6 protein-coding genes are annotated in these 16886 nt (G+C 39.1%); 1 reads left to right on the forward strand and 5 read right to left on the reverse strand.

Annotation, left to right across the window (positions count from 1 at the left end; translation table 11 throughout):
- Nucleotides 1–5: 5 nt before the first annotated feature.
- From G1O98_RS01230 to G1O98_RS01250, 5 genes are all read right to left on the reverse strand, one after another.
- Nucleotides 6–1094 carry an LLM class flavin-dependent oxidoreductase gene (locus tag G1O98_RS01230; protein ID WP_163926802.1) on the reverse strand — a complete coding sequence of 363 codons (1089 nt, stop codon included), beginning with the start codon at nt 1092–1094 and terminating at the stop codon, nt 6–8.
- 51 nt (nt 1095–1145) lie between these two features.
- On the reverse strand, nt 1146–5747 hold the full coding sequence (locus tag G1O98_RS01235) for a type I polyketide synthase (protein WP_163926803.1): 4602 nt from the start codon (nt 5745–5747) through the stop codon (nt 1146–1148).
- Nucleotides 5748–5868: 121 nt separating this feature from the next.
- On the reverse strand, nt 5869–6843 hold the full coding sequence (locus G1O98_RS01240; protein WP_163926804.1) for a class I SAM-dependent methyltransferase: 975 nt from the start codon (nt 6841–6843) through the stop codon (nt 5869–5871).
- A gap of 42 nt (nt 6844–6885) precedes the next feature.
- Nucleotides 6886–8133, reverse strand: a complete 1248-nt coding sequence (locus G1O98_RS01245) for a glycosyltransferase (protein ID WP_163926805.1) — start codon at nt 8131–8133, stop codon at nt 6886–6888.
- 37 nt (nt 8134–8170) lie between these two features.
- A complete protein-coding gene (locus G1O98_RS01250; RefSeq protein ID WP_163926806.1) occupies nt 8171–13519 on the reverse strand; it encodes a non-ribosomal peptide synthetase in 5349 nt (1782 codons plus the stop codon).
- A 649-nt stretch (nt 13520–14168) separates the two neighbouring features.
- Here G1O98_RS01250 and G1O98_RS01255 point away from each other — a divergent pair.
- Nucleotides 14169–16874 (forward strand): TonB-dependent receptor, encoded by a 2706-nt coding sequence (locus tag G1O98_RS01255; protein ID WP_163926807.1) that lies wholly within the window; start codon nt 14169–14171, stop codon nt 16872–16874.
- Nucleotides 16875–16886 lie beyond the last annotated feature (12 nt).

Below are 16886 nucleotides of genomic sequence, written 5' to 3' on the forward strand. Positions count from 1 at the left end.
ACTAATCACCCAAATAAACTTAAAGTTGAATATTTACTTATCTGTTTTTTTATCTGATAGTTTTGCTTAAAGTCTGTTAGCTTATTTAAGCTTGTCATCACTGTATCAAAATCAAGGCCAAAATCAACGAGACAAGCTATTTCATCTACGCCAATTTCTTTCAGACGTGCAATTGTTTGACGACAACTTTCTGGCGTACCAATTAAAACTCTACCTTGTTGGAAATAGCGCTCAAAAGCAAACTCTAAAAGCTGTTGTCGATCTTCTTCGGTAAAATTTTCAGGATTAAATTGAAAATTGATGCGTTTAGCTAAGTTTTCAACTAAGCCAAAATGAGTTTTAAGATAATTACAAAAAGGCTGTTTTACTTGTTGCTTAACTAATTGTTCATTATCTCCTATATAAGTATGCATCATCAAAGACACTTTGCAACTTTTTGGATCATGACCATGTTGAGCCAAAGTACGACGATAAAGAGATATTTGTTGAGCTAAATCATCAATAGTGGCATACAACAAAGAGGTTAAAACATTAGCGCCTATTTTACCTGCACCAATAAACGTACTGTCAGCTTGGCAAGTAATCCATATAGGTACTTGAGATTGTATAGGACGGGGAAATGTTTTTATCTGAACTTTATTGCCTGAGCCATTAATAAATTCAATTTCTTCACCGTGCCAGAGTTTTTGTAAAATTTCGATGTCACGCCACATAACTTCTTTACGTTCAGCGTAATTTTCTGGACGTAATAAAAAATCATCAGCGTGCCAACCTGGTGCAAAAGAAAGTCCAACTCTACCACCAGATAAATTATCAACTACAGCCCATTCTTCGGCTACTCTAACAGGATGTTGTAATGGCATCACAATACTACCTGATCTGAGTTGAATTTTATCTGTCACCATTGCTAAGGCTGCACTAATTACCGATGGATTGGGATACAAACCTCCGAAAGGATGAAAATGGCGTTCGGGAGTCCATACTGCTGAAAATTCATGTTTATCGGCTAGTTTAGCTGTTTCTATCAAGAGTTTATATTTCTCTGATTCGGTTGTTGAGCCATCGCCGGAAAAGTAGAGTATGCTGAATTCCATATTTTTATGAAAGTTTCGCGCAAAGAAGGAGATACAAAATTTAAAGTTTATTTAACTAACTGGCGATTCTTGGGCTATTTGTCTTTGGAGTTCTTCAATGGAGAGATTTTCTACTTCTGCTAATAGTTTTGCGATTTCATCAAGTTCTTCTGATTGTGGTTGTTTTTCGAGGATGACATTAGCTAATTCCCTAACTGTTGGCGCATCAAAGAGAAGAGTACGTAGTGGTAATTCGACTTGAAAAGCTTCTCGGATACGAGAAATAGTTTGGACTGCCAGTAAAGAATGTCCACCTAATTCAAAGAAGTTATCATGAATCCCTACTTTTTCAATTCCAATGAGTTCTTCCCAGATATTGGCAATAGTTTCTTCAATTTCATTGCTAGGAGCTATATAAGTATTTTCTTGGAGAGTTCGTGAATGTCTACTGGCAGATACTTGACAAGAATTTACTGGCTTTTGAGCTAATGATAAAGATAAAGCTAATTGATTGATTTGCTCAATTCCTACCTGTAAATCTTGCGTAGAAACTATAACTTGAGGTAAAGAGGTTGCTAAAATCCGTCTAAAGCAATCTGCTCCTTCTACTGGCAGGATAGCATTTTTTAAACTTTCTTCACGCCAGTTTTTGATTTCATCAGGAACACTAGTATTAACTGCCATCCCAACTTGTTGCCAAGCGTCCCAGTTAATAGCAACTGTAAATCTGTTATTTGCTGCTGTATTCCAATGAGCAAAGGCATCTAAGAAACTATTAGCAGCACAATAATCTACTTGCCCAAATCCACCTTGAATTGAACTTAAGGAGGAACAAAGAACTAACAAGTCTAAATTGATGTGTTTGAGAACATTATTTAGAATTACTGTTCCTTGAATTTTGGGTGCAAAAACTTTTTCGGCAGTCTCTGGTATTTTTAGTTGAATCATCCCTGCACCAGCAATACCAGCACTATAGATGACACCATTAATTGTACCAAAACGTTTTAAAGATTGCGCGATCGCACTCTGCATCTGTTCTTCATTCGTCACATCAGCAGCCAGTAGCAATACTTCTGCACCGAATGCTTCTAATTGTTTGATTTTCTCGTTTTCACATTGAAGAGAACGTCCTAATAAAATCAGTTTTGCTTGTACAGTTTTTGCCAAATATTCAGCTAAAACTAAACCTATACCTCCCATTCCACCTGTAATTAGGTATACTCCTTTTTGGCGCAAGCGAATTTTATCTTCAGTAGCGGCTTCTAATGCAACAGGCTCAAATGTTTGTACCCAACGGTAATTATTCCGGTAAGCAATTATTGAATCTTTTGAGTCTGCTGTTAATTCTGCCAATAACTGCTCTAGAAAATCTTCGTTTGTTGATGTAGGCAAGAAAATATCAACCAGACGACAACTGATATTCTGATATTCTTGAGGAATTACTTTGCACGCGCCTATTATGGTTGTTTTTTCAGTATATAATTCTTCATTTCCTCCTATGTCGTACAGATGATTAGCAATAACACAAAGTTGAATCGCATCACTTATCTGTTGTTGTCCAATCGCTTGTGCTAGGTAAATAAGACTGTAGAAACCTAAATTTTGGGTTGTTTCCCAAGATAAAGTTTGTGATTGGGTAAAACTCCATAAGTGAGTAATTTTATCGGGAGTTTTTTCTTGTTCTCGTAACTGTTGTAGTAAGTTCTGATAATCATCCGCTTGAGCCGGATTGATAGCGTATGTATTGCTATCAATTTGAGCAAATTTTTCTCCTATCTTGACAGTAATTACCTTTTGCCCAAGTTGTTGTAATCGTTGAGAAAGTTGTGAACCTACGCCATATTCATCTACAAAAATTAGAGAATAACCAGAGGTAATATCTTTTGTTTTGACGAGGGGAACTCGTTTCCAAGAAGGAATATAAAACCAGTCACTAATGTTAGGTTTTTTACCCTGCTTGCTTTCAACTTTATCAGATACTTGAGTTTGTATTTCTGGTTCAATCCAATAACGCTGACGTTCAAATGGATAAGTAGGTAAAGGTACGCGGTAACGCTGTTCATGGCTATAAAAACCAGACCAATTTATCTCAACTCCTGCTAGCCAGAGCCGCCCTAAAATGTTAAGTAATAAATTAACATCTGATTTTTCATCTTGGGGATGACGTAAGGAAGGTAATACAACTTGTCCGGTGGCTTGTTGGGCGTGTTGTTTGACAAGAGTACACAAACTTCTTCCTGGCCCTACTTCTAAGAGTATGCGATCGCTTGGGGCACAGTCTAGCTGTTCGCTTTCTTGCAGCAAGACTGATAAACCATCTGAAAACTGTACTGTTTGACGTAAATGCTGCGCCCAATAATCTGGAGATGTTGCTTCTTGCGCTGAAATCCAAGTACCCGTCAAATTAGAAATAAAGGGAATTTGAGGAGGATTGAGTTTGACTTTTTTCAGTTCCGCTATGAATGGTTCTAATATCGGTTCCATCATTTGGGAGTGAAAAGCATGAGAAGTATGCAAACTGCGACACTCTATCCCTTTACCTGTCAGCTTTTCAGCAATCTTATCTACTGCGTCATAGCTTCCAGAAACCACACACAATGAAGGTGCATTACTAGCAGCTAAAGCTAAATCTTCATTGAGGAAAGTTTTAACCTCTGCTGCTGATGCAGACACAGAAAGCATTGCACCTGTTGACATTTGCTGCATTAGTCGCCCGCGTACAGCAACCAAAGTTAACGCATCCTCCAACGACATCACACCAGCAAGACAAGCGGCTACATATTCCCCAATACTGTGGCCAATCATCGCTTGCGGTGAGATACCCCAAGACATCCACAGTTGAGCCAAAGCATACTCAATTACAAACAATGCTGGTTGTGCTAAGGATGTCTGCTTGAGCTGTTCTGGTACTTGTTTTTCAGACTCGTGTGGATAAATAACTGAACGTAAATCTAACCCTAAATTCGGTTCGAGTAGCAAACAACAATGATCCACCTGTTCGCGGAATATAGGTTCAGTCTGGTAAAGTTCTTTACCCATTCCCACATACTGAGCGCCCTGTCCAGGGAACATGAAGGTAATAGAGCGTTGAGTTGGCTCTTGAAAGTGAGTTAAAACTTGTTGAGGATCGATAGTTTCTAAGGTGTTTATTGCTTCTAGAGTACTTTGACAAACCACAACACGGCGATAATCAAATACCCCACGCCCTACTTGCAATGTGTAAGCTACATCTGCCAAATTCACATCAGGATACTGTCTGAGGTGTTGAGTAAGATTCTTAGTAGCGGTTTCTAAAGCCGAATCAGTTTTCGCTGAAAGTACTAACAACTGATAATCTCTCTTTTGCTTCTCCACTCTCGTCACAAAAGGAGCTTCTTCTAGAATGACATGAGCATTAGTTCCACCAATACCTAGAGAACTAACTCCAGCACGGCGCGGTGTAGAAGTTGCACTCCATTCAGTCAGCTTTGTATTGACGTAGAAAGGACTATTAGCAAAATCAATTTCTGGATTAGGCTGCTCAAAATTTAAGCTGGGAGGAATTAGTTTATGTTGTAAAGCCAAAGCGGTTTTAATTAAACCTGTCACACCAGCAGCTGCGTCTAAATGTCCGATATTTGTTTTGACAGAACCGATCGCACAAAAACCTTTTTTCTCAGTATCAGCACGAAAAGCATTTGTCAACGCAGAGATTTCGATGGGATCGCCTAAAGCTGTTCCTGTACCATGAGTTTCGATATAGCTGATTGTTTCAGCTTCAATATCAGCCAGGGCTATTGCTTCTGCGATCGCTTCTGCTTGCCCGTTGACACTAGGCGCAGTGTAGCCCACTTTACCAGAACCATCGTTATTGATGGCACTACCTTTAATTACAGCATAAATGTGATCGCCGTCTGCGATCGCATCCGATAACCGCTTTAACAGCACTACTCCTACACCATTACCAATAATTGTCCCTTTTGCTTTGGCATCAAAGGCACGACAATGACCATCAGGTGATAAAATTCCCCCTTCTTGATGTAAATACCCTGTTTTTTGGGGTACACGAATTGAAGCCCCACCAGCCAAAGCCATATCACATTGATAATTGAGTAAGCTTTGGCAAGCTAAAGCGGTGGCGACCAAGGAAGTAGAACAAGCCGTTTGTATAGTAAGACTCGGCCCAGTCAGATTTAATTTGTAGGAAACGCGAGTAGACAAAAAATCTTTATCATTTCCAATTAGCTTTTGAAAACTATGCGCTGAACCAAGTTGGTCAATATTTAACTTAAATGGCAAATAGTTATTTAAACTAGCACCTGCATAAACTCCAATCTTGCTTTCGCATCTTTGAGCATCATAACCAGCATTTTCTAATGCTTCCCAAGCACATTCTAAAAATAATCTATGTTGGGGATCAGTCATTTCTGCTTCTTTAGGATTAAAGCCAAAGAAACCAGCATCAAATAAATCTGTATCGTCTAATACAGCGCCAGCTTTTTTATAGTTAGGATTCTTTAATAATGATGGATATACTCCAGCCGCAATCAATTCTTCATCACTGAACTGAGAAATTGCCTCAACTCCATCACATAAATTTTGCCAAAACTCTGCAATATTTTTGGCTTCAGGAAAACGTCCTGCCATACCAATTATTGCTATACCTTGATCTAATTCTTGTGCTTCTGTACTCATTATTGGTCTTGTTATTGTGCGACATCAAAGACAGATAATGTTAATAGTATTTTTGAAAAACATAACATTTAATATCAAAGAGACTTAATATTGAAAGGTATATGTTTCTTCTAGCATTACTCTAGGGACAAATTTTTTTAATTAGAATTTGCTCGCCTTGATAAATAATCTTAATTTTTGTATAAAAAACCGTTAGAAAAGCATCTATACCAATTTTTGTGTTATGTGATGCCTCTACAATATCGTTAAATGAAAAATTATAGTCATCAAAAACAATAATACCTCCGACTTTAACAAGCCCCCAGCTTAAAACAGCATCCACAAGGACATCGCTGGCTATATGAGAACCATCAATGTAAATCATGTCATAATGATTAATAGGTAGTGTTCGCAATACATCTTGCGAATTACCAACAATTTTTCTAACTTTCTCTGGTACTCCTGTTTGGGAAATATTGAAATCAAATTTTTCTTCGATAGAATTTATATAGCTATCTTCATATTCCACTTTGTGTTCAATGCTTCCCTCAAAGGTATCTATACAGGTAAGTGTTGAGGATTCATGAGTGAGAATATTATCTAATAGCCAACATGCAGACATACCTTCCCAACTACCTATTTCTAAAATATTTATACTAGGCTTGTTAGCTAAAGATATTAAATGCTGTTCCCAGATTGAGAGAGCTTGAATAAACCACGTAGTTGAAAACTTATATCCTTTCACTCTTTTCCATATTACAAGCCGTGCCAGGTTGTAGGCTACACTAGCATACTGACGCATTTCATGAGCTAATTGAAAGTCAGAGGCTGCTTCACGACTTATGGCTTCTTTCGTTAGTACTTCCACTAACCCTTTTGTCCAAGTATCAACTTGCTCTATAAGAGCCTGTTCTAGAACTGATGACCAGATAGACAAAGCCTGTGATTCTTGCCCGTCAAGGAGTAAAGCCAGGCATAAGTACCAGGAATTAGAAATAGTGGTAGGGTCTGCCTCAATGCTTTGCTGATAAAAAGCAATTGCTTCAATATATTTCTCTTGAGCTAGATATTGAGTTCCTTCTAAAAGAGATGTTTGTTCTGAAAGATTAATTTTCATTTTTTTAGCAGAGTTAATTTCGTCAATAGATCCTGGTTGAAATTAGATAGCAAATAAATGTTGATGAAAAGCTTCAACTGCTCGCTGTACACCATTTTCTGCTTGAACTCGTTTGCCTATCTCAGTTGCTTTAATTCGCATATTTTTATCATTAGTAACAGTTTTAATTGCTGCTGCTAAACTTTCGGGTGATAATTGTTCTTGCTGTGGAAATACAGAAATACCTAAGCCAGACTGTGATACTTGAAGCGCCCAAAAATAGTGTTCTGCGGTAACTCTGAACGGAGTAATAATCATAGGTACACCAGCACGTAAACAACTCATTGTCGTTCCACAACCACCATGATGTACAACTGCTGCCATTTTTGGGAATAACCACTCATGAGGTATCATTCCCTTGATATAAAATACATCATCTGTTGATTTTACATCGTGTTCTTCATCATCTAAATCCTGTATAATTATTCGTTGACCTGTTAGTTTAGCAACTTCCAGTGCTAGACTTTTGCCTAATTTTTCATGATGCCAAATATTACTAATATATACTGGAGGCGTTCCGGTAGACAAAAAATTAATCAGGTTAGTAGGCGGTTGCCAATCCTCAGAAGTATCTAAAAACCAATAGCCGGTTACATGAATTAAATCATCATTCCAGTCAGATGGTTTAGGCAAAAAAGTAGGACTATAACTGTAGAGAAAGGGTATTTTCTGCTGTTGCATTCTACGTACTATACCTTCTCTAAAAGTCAGAGGACGTAAATTCAATGTTTCCTGCCGCCATTGGTTGACTGGTTGGCAAACTGACTGCCAGAAAAGTTGGTCAAAGAATGGATAACTCAGCCAATTATAAACTTTTCCTAAAGGCTTGCCATTAGTAACAAATGGATGAGGAAAAGCTCTTGTTTGATGGTGGGGTTGAGTTGCAGAGGCAAAGCAAGGTATACCTAATTTCTCGGCAATATACAAGCATGGATAAGAAGGGCCGTTAAAAATAATTGCTTCTGCATTTTGGCAAACACGCCATACTTCAGATAGTAATCCATCTGGAAGTGATCGCACTTGATTGCTGTGCAAACCTATCGTGTTAAAAGGTGGATACGTTAAAAATACTCTGTCATCTGAATTCCATTCCATTGGAATGCAGTTAACCCCAAAGCTGGTAACAAATTCTTTCTCATCAGCCAGAGTCGCAAGGTCTACTTTATGGCCTGCTTTGTGTAATTCTAAGGCTAGAGCGACATAAGGTCTGAGGTCTCCATGCCCACCCCAAGCAACAATTTTAATCTTCATACTTTGTCTCGTACAATCTTTAAATATTTGCTACAAGCTAATGCTTTTGTTTCTGCTTCCTAATGAATTGTTGTTGTTTATTTATAGCCTCTCTTCGCTTCTGAGTGCGGCCACGCATTGACTGTAAGGCAGAAACATCATTCGTTTTTTTATCTAAATGTTTTGCCAACGACTTAATAGTTGGATTTTGAAAAATTTCTACAACTGATAAATCTCGGTGCAAAATTTCTCTGAGTTTATTGTTTACCTGTACCACTAGCAAAGAATGCCCACCAAGGTCAAAGAAATTATCATAAACACCCACTTTTTCTATCTGTAATACCTGTTTCCAAACCCTAGCTATTGATTTTTCTACCTCAGACTGAGGAGCTTGATATCTATTTGCTAATTCTGGGCGCAAATTATCTGGTGCAGGTAAAGCACGACGGTCTACTTTGCCATTGGGAGTCAGAGGTAATACTTCTAACACTATAAAGGCAGAAGGAAGCATATATTCAGGCAATTTTTCTTTAAGAAAAAGCCGTAATTCATTTACAGAAAATGTTGCTGTAGGAACTACATAAGCACTCAGACGATTTTCATTAGCAATGACTACCGTTTCTCGCACATTAGAATGTTGTGCTATAACCGTCTCGATTTCTCCTAGTTCAATCCGAAAACCGCGCAGTTTAACTTGATGGTCAATTCTTCCCAAAAACTCAATTGTTCCATCAGCACGATAACGCGCTAAATCTTCTGTTTTGTAAAGGTATTTTTTTGAGTCAAACGGACTAGAAATAAACTTTTCGTTAGTTAATTCAGGTCTATTCCAATACCCTCGCGCCAAACCCACGCCACCAATATACAATTCACCCGAAATGCCAATTGGAACAGGTTGGAATTGTTTATCTAATATATATATCTGTATGTTGGAAATGGGGCGACCTATAGGAACAAATCTTTCATTGTTATTAGCTTGGCAGCACCAAGCCGTAACATCAATAGCAGCTTCTGTTGGGCCGTAAAGATTGTGTAATTCTGAGTTCAACCGCTCAAAGAAGCGTTGTTGCAGTTCCAAAAGTAGTGCTTCACCACTACAAATTACACGTTTGATACTATAACAATTCTCTAGTCCTGGTTCCTCTAAAAACACTTGCAGCATTGAAGGTACAAAGTGCAATGTCGTAATTTGCTGTTGGGCAATGAGTTCGACTAAATAACTTGCATCTTGATGGCCACCCGGTTTAGCTACGACTAAAGTTGCACCAGTAAATAGAGGCCAAAAGAATTCCCAAACAGAGACATCAAAACTGAAAGGTGTTTTTTGTAAAACTTTATCGCATTCTTTTAATTGGTAAGTATCTTGCATCCACAGTAAGCGGTTGCATAAACCCTGATGAGTGTTAATCGCTCCTTTGGGTTTTCCTGTGGAACCAGAAGTATAAATTACATAAGCGATGTTTTCTAGTTGTAAACTACTATCTGGGTTAGCTTGGCTGTAGTCAGCAAATGCTGCACCATCAGCATCTATAGTTATTACTTTGGCTTGATGTGTTGGTAGTTCATCAATTAGATGTGGTTGCACTAGCAACAATGATAGTTGAGCATCTTCTAACATGAACGCCAAACGCTCTTTAGGATAGGTAGGATCTAGCGGTACATACGCACCGTCTGCTTTCATAATTGCTAATATCCCTACTACCATTTCGATAGATCGTTCCATACAGATACCAACAAAGGTATCTGGTTTTACTCCTAAATTTTGTAAGTAGTGCGCTAGTTGATTGGCTCGATTGTTTAACTCTCGATAGGTAAGTTCTTGGTTAGCAAAAATGAGAGCGATCGCATCTGGTGTTTTTTCTGCCTGTACCTCAAATAAGTTATGGATGCAAGCTTCTTGAGCATAATCAACCTGAGTATTGTTCCAGTCAACCAGTAGTGTTTGACGTTCAACAGGTGTCAATATTGATAACTTAGAAATACCTTGATTGGGATCACTAACTACACCCTCTAGCAAGGTTTGGAAATGCCCTACCATCCTAGCTATAGTATCTGCATTAAATAAATCGGTGTTGTATTCTAGCGTCCCTGTCAATCCTTCTTCACTATCAATCATTGATAGTAGGACATCAAACTTGGCTGTTCTTGTCTCAAGTTCCTCTGTTTTCCAGATACTATTTGATGCAGGATTCTGAAGCACAAACATCACCTGGAAAAGTGGATTATAGCTAAGATCCCGATTTGGCTGTAATGCCTCTACTAACTTCTCAAAGGGTAAATCTTGGTGAGTATAGGCCTCAACTGCAACCTTTCGCACTCGTCCCAACAATTCTGTAAATGTGGGATTTCCTTCTAGATTGGTACGTAATACTAAAGTATTGACAAAACATCCAATTAGTTGTTCTAGTTCTGCATGGTTGCGGTTGGCTATTGGTGAACCAACAAGAATATCTTCTTGACCTGTGTAGCGGTAAAGCAAAGTTTGAAAAGCTGCTAACAAGGTCATAAATAAGGTTGCACCCTCCTGTTGACCTAACTGTTTGATTGACTCAGTTAATGTCGTAGACAATATAAACTTCTGCTGCGCTCCCCGAAAAGTCTGTATTGGAGGTCTGGGGCGGTCAGTAGGTAGTTGCAATACAGGCAGATTTCCGCCTAATTGCTGCTTCCAATAAGCTAAATGCTTTTCTATAACTTGACCTTGCAACCAGTTTCGCTGCCAATACACAAAATCTGTGTACTGTAAAGGAAGCTGAGGTAGTTGCGAGGGTTTACCAGCACAAAAAGCTTGATAAATCGTAGATAATTCTTGAACTAGTACCTTGATTGACCAACCATCACCAACCAAATGATGCAAATTTATAAGTAAAATCGATTCTGTATGCAAGTGCAGCAGTTTTGCCCGCAACAAGGGTGCTTGTCCTAAATCAAAAGATAACTGAGCCTCTTGCTGAGATAACTTTTGTACTTCAGTCTGCTGCTGTTCGTCAGCTAAATCACACAAATCAACTTCTGGTAAACTGAATGCGATCGCGGAGCGTGCGTTAAGCGCAATCGCATCTGCAACTTTTTGAATGGGTTCACCATCCACTACCTCAAAGCTAGTTCGTAAAATGTCGTGTCTTTGAATAATTTCGTTAAAGCTACGAACCAATACAGAGACACTCAACTTTCCTGTCAGATGAATAGCTACCGGAATATTATATGTAGCTGTCCCAGGTTGGAGTTGGTTAATAAACCACAACTGCTGTTGAGTAAAAGTAAGTGGATGTTGGTTAGCGGCTGTCTCGACTTTAGAGATGGGCAGATACGTACTAGTCAAATTACTATTAACTTGGTCTAGTATTTGGGTTGCTAACTCAGCAATACCAGCACCATCAAAGAAGTCTGCTACAGATATCAGTACTCCAAAATCAACCTCTATCCGATTTTTTAACTCGAAAACTTTGAGGGAGTCTAAACCCAAGCTACTCAAAGGTTGGTTTAGGTCTATCTGGGAAGGCGTTACCCTCAGTACCCGTGCTACTAATTTATGTAAATAAGAGTTTAATAACTGCTGTTGTTGTTCTGATTCTACTGCTAGTAATTCTGTGCGTGTCAGACAATCTTCTGCTGCCGTTGTTGTCTGGGCAATTTCCAAAATACTACTACCAACAACCTCTAATGTACCTGCTAAAAATCCTACTTTAGTAGCCCGACGTTGAATTTTACCACTGGAAGTTTTGGGAATCGTGCCAGCTTTGATTAAAACAACTGCGTAAACTTGTACTTCATGTTCTTCTGTAATTGCTTGGCGAATAGCAGCCGTAACTTCATCTATATTAGGTTTTGCACGAAACTCTAATTCTTGTACAATTACCAAACGTTCTTCTTTTTCTACCTCTGCTGCGAAGGCTGCAACACTTGTTGCGCGTAATGTTTTATGGCTTCGTTCTGCGGTTAACTCAATATCTTGTGGGTAGAGATTACGTCCCCTGATGATAATTAAATCTTTAGCTCGTCCAGTAATAAAGAGTTCGGCATTATGCAGAAAGCCTAAATCTCCAGTTCGTAAAAATGGCCCTGACGCTCCGTTAACTCCCGTGTCTTGGAGGTAAGCGTGGAAAGTTTGCTCTGTTTCTTCTGGTCGATTCCAGTAACCATGACCAATACTCGGGCCTGATACCCAGATTTCTCCAACTTCATCGGGAGTACAGCGAGTTAAGGTTTCTGGATTGGCAATTACAATCTGCTGTTGTGGTACAACTTGACCACAACTAACTAATGCTATTGAATTTTCTTCATTGGTAGCTGCATCAATTATATGATTGCTTTCTAAAGCAGTTTTTTGTAAAGTCTTCGTTGTTACTAAAGCATTTTTGACACTACCAGTTACCATTAATGTAGCTTCTGCCATGCCATAGCATGGGTAAAAGGCTTCTGGACGAAAACCGCATTCAGCGAAGGTAGTTGCAAACCTCTCTAGAGTCTCCTGACGAATTGGTTCAGCGCCATTAAAAGCAACATTCCAACTACTTAAATCTAGGGTTGAACGTTGTTCTGGGGTAATTTTTTCAATACAAAGTTCATAAGCGAAGTTGGGAGCGCCACTAGTAGTCCCTCTATAACGAGAAATTGCTTCTAACCATCGATAGGGACGTTGGAGGAAAGCAGCTGGCGGCATCATGATACAAGGAAAACCGCCGTAGAGAGGTTGTAGCACTCCGCCAATCAGACCCATGTCATGATAAACAGGTAGCCAAGTGACAAACTTACTGCTGGAAGAATGTTCCATGTATTGGCGAGTCACGACAGCATTATGTAGTAGGTTGCCATGACTGAGCATTACACCTTTGGGTGTGCCGGTAGAGCCAGATGTGTATTGCAAAAATGCCAGTGTGTCTGTATTGATCAGAGGCTTTTGCCAACCCTCTTCTATACCAGGAGTGAGGTTGTCAGTGGCTAGCCAATGAATATGATCTATATCAAATTTATCGGCAAACAAAGATTGTACCTGAGACAAAATGCCACTTGTCGTTAGGATTATTGCGGCTTGTGCATCTTCTAGAATCGCTAAAATTCTGGGGGTGTTGCGTTGGTTGCGTGGTGGATAAGCCGGAACTGCTACCACTCCAGCATACAGACACCCGAAAAAGGCGGCAAGATATTCTAAACCTGGTGGATAAAGTAGTAACGCACGCTCTCCACTTAAACCTAAGCTTTGCAGTTGAGATGCGATCGCTCGGCTACATCTATCTAGCTCTTGATAGGTCAGGCGATCGCTTTGTGTTTCACCATCAGACAAGAATGTGTAACTCAGTTGTTTTGGCTGTCGGCTACTTCTATAACGTAAAAGTTCAACAACAGTAGAAAATTCGCAAATGCCTTCAAAGGCATTACTGCTTTGAGTATTCTTATGTTCAGGCATTTGGATGCACACCTAATTTTGGAATGTAACTGTCATAAGTGGTTTAGCTGAAAACTGCACTAGAGGTTTGTAGACTTCTTGACCAAAGTCAGATTAACGCACAGTCTTGGGTAATGGGCAAGTTTAGCGATCGCTAGAGTTCATAAATAAGAATCTTACACACAGTCTTGCAATTTATTCTCAATATTATCTATATCACATTAACGCAAATGATTCTCTTTTAATTTTTATTTTCACAGAATTCTATTAAATTTTTATCCTAGTTACTCCCTCTTTTTCGTAAAACATCATTCTTCAGATAGATGCCTTATACTTGCTTTTGACCAATCAATTGCTTTGCTAGCCATAGCACGGCACGATAAGATCCATCAAAACTTTGAATTACCTCTAAAATCATTAATGTAAATATTTTGTCCTAATATATAGAAAACCCAGTATAGTAATATACTTAAGATTAGCTAGAATACGTATATTAGCTTATCTAGGTTTATTGACATAAGTACTCAAAAAAATATATCTCTTTTAACTACTTTTTGATAATGTAATAGTCTAATCTTGATAAGACTAGTGCTAATAAATTTTAGTAAGCATCTAGAAAATCAATTATATCAGGGTGTTAACAGCTTATTAACCATGTGTGAGGAAATAGATGAAACCAGTGCTGTTACTTAAAAGCCTGTTACTGACAGGCTCATTTGCTTTATTGTTAGCAACTTCCGCTTGGGGTGAAGAAGTACAACTTCCTAAAAAACAGCAAGAAACAACTTCTAACGATCAAGAGGCGATTTCTAAACAAACTGCAAATCAACCCTATAGCCTCGCAAAAAGAGCATTAAAACACAGAACCAAAAGCACTCAAAAGCTAGTTCAAGCATCGGTAGTTGTACAAGTTACCGGAGTCAGACTCAACTCAGTCGATAAACAACTGGAGATAATTTTAGAAACGGCTCAAGGGGAACAGTTGCAACCTCTCAGCAAAAGTGAGGGGAATAATTTTATTGCAGATATCCCCAACGCTCAATTGCGTTTATCGACTGGTGAGGTATTCAGTCAAGAAAACCCATTTACAGGAATTACAGCAGTTACTGTAAGCAACTTAGATGCGAATACAATTCGGGTAACTGTAACGGGTAAAGCAAGTGCGCCAAAAGTAGAGCTATTTGATGATAATGAAGGCTTAATTTTTGGGGTGATACCAACTATATCCACTAGCCAAATACCACCAGCAGAACAACCAACCAGTGAGACTCCCCAAACCCAACCAACACCGTCAACAGAACAACCAACAACTGAAACGCCTTCAGAACCACCTACAGCCGAGACACCTGAGAATGAAGAACCAATTGAATTGGTTGTGACAGGTGAACAAGATAGATATCGTGTACCAGAAGCATCAGGGGCCACTAGAACCGATACCCCAATTCGTGATATTCCCCAATCGATTCAGGTAATTCCTAGACAGGTTTTAAAAGACCAACAAATTACTAGGCTCACAGACGCAATACGTAATGTTAGTGGTATTGTAGAAGGCGATTCTTTTGCAGGAACAGTTGATAATTTCAATATTAGAGGCTTTGATTTTAATTCAACTTTTCGAGATGGTTTTAGAGAACCTGGCGATACATTGCGAGAACTTGCCAATATTGAGCAGATAGAAGTCCTCAAAGGGCCTGCTTCTGTGTTATATGGCAATGCTGAACCAGGAGGAATCATTAACTTAGTCACGAAAAGACCTCTGAGTACGCCCTATTATTCGGCTGATTTCTCTGCGGGCAACTTTAGTTACTATCGTCCTAGTATTGATATTTCCGGCCCACTCAACCCAGATAAATCATTACTATATCGACTGAATGTTGCTTACGAGAATGGTAGTAGTTTCCGAGATTTTGTAGATAGTGAGCGTTCCTTCTTTGGACCTATATTTGACTTAAAGCTTAGTGATAAAACTAACTTATTAGTTAATGTAGATTATCTTAAAGATGAGCGCACATTTGACCAAGGTTTAGTTGCTTTTGGTCGAGGGATTGCTGATATTCCCACTAGCAGATTTTTAGGTGAACCAGGAGATAGGCGCGAAGTAGAAGAGGTAAATGTTGGCTATCGGCTAGAGCATCGTTTTAATGAAAATTTAACACTCCGCAATGCATTTCGATACACTTCAAATGATAGCTTTGATTACCGCGCTCAACCTTTAGACCTCGATGAGGGTACTGGTGAATTATCGCGTAACTTTCGATCCAACGATGACTACACTGAAAGGTACTCTTTACAAACAGATCTTGTTAGTAAATTTACGACGGGTTCAATCCAACACACACTTTTAGTTGGACTTGATCTCGCCAGACAAAAGAGTGATGGCTCACAGAGGCGGCTCCCTGGAGGATTAACTCCATCTATAAACATCTTTGACCCAGTTTACAACCTTATCTCAAGGCCAGGTCTTTCAGAACTAACAAATGTAGTTAGAGATGGTAACTCCAAAACAGAGACATTGGGCATCTATTTGCAAGACCAGATAGCATTTTCAGACAATTTTAAGCTGCTGATAGGTGGGCGTTTTGATACTGTGGATCAAAACCAGTTCAATAGGCTCTCTGAAACACGTACTATTCAGTACGATGAAGCCTTCACTCCCCGAATTGGTATTGTATATCAGCCAATTCAACCAATTTCACTCTATGCTAGTTATAGTCGCTCGTTTGCACCAAATTTTGCTCAAAGTGCTGATAACACATTTTTGGAGCCTGAACGCGGTACTCAATATGAAGTGGGCGTCAAGGTAGATTTAAATGATAAACTTTCAGCAACTTTAGCAGCTTACGAAATTACCAAAACCAATATTGGTACGGCTAATCCTAATGATCCTGATGGCTTTAGTCTGCCAATTGGAGAACAGAGAAGCAGAGGGATTGAACTAGATGTTGCTGGTGAAATTCTACCTGGGTGGAATATTATTGCTGCTTACGGTTATACAGATGCGATCGTTACTGAAAGCAATGATTTTCGAGTTGGTTCTAGAGTAGCCAAGGTACCGGAACACAAAGCTAGTTTATGGACAACTTATCAATTTCTCCAAGGTAATTTGACAGGTTTAGGCTTTGGTTTAGGTTTGTACTACCTTTCAGATAGAGTAGGTGGTGATCTCCCTACCCTTGATTCTGACGATACTTTTACATTACCTAGCTATCTGCGAACTGATGCCGCAATTTATTACAAGCGTGATAACTGGAGAGCCGCCATCAATATCGAAAACCTGTTTGGCACGAGGTATTTTGAGTCATTTAACTTTGGCAGAAATACAGTAATTCCAGGCGCACCGTTTACGGTGATAGGGACAATTTCGTTTGAATTTTAGTTAACACTATAG

This window comes from Nostoc sp. UIC 10630 (genome assembly GCF_010747425.1).
Lineage (GTDB): Bacteria > Cyanobacteriota > Cyanobacteriia > Cyanobacteriales > Nostocaceae > Nostoc.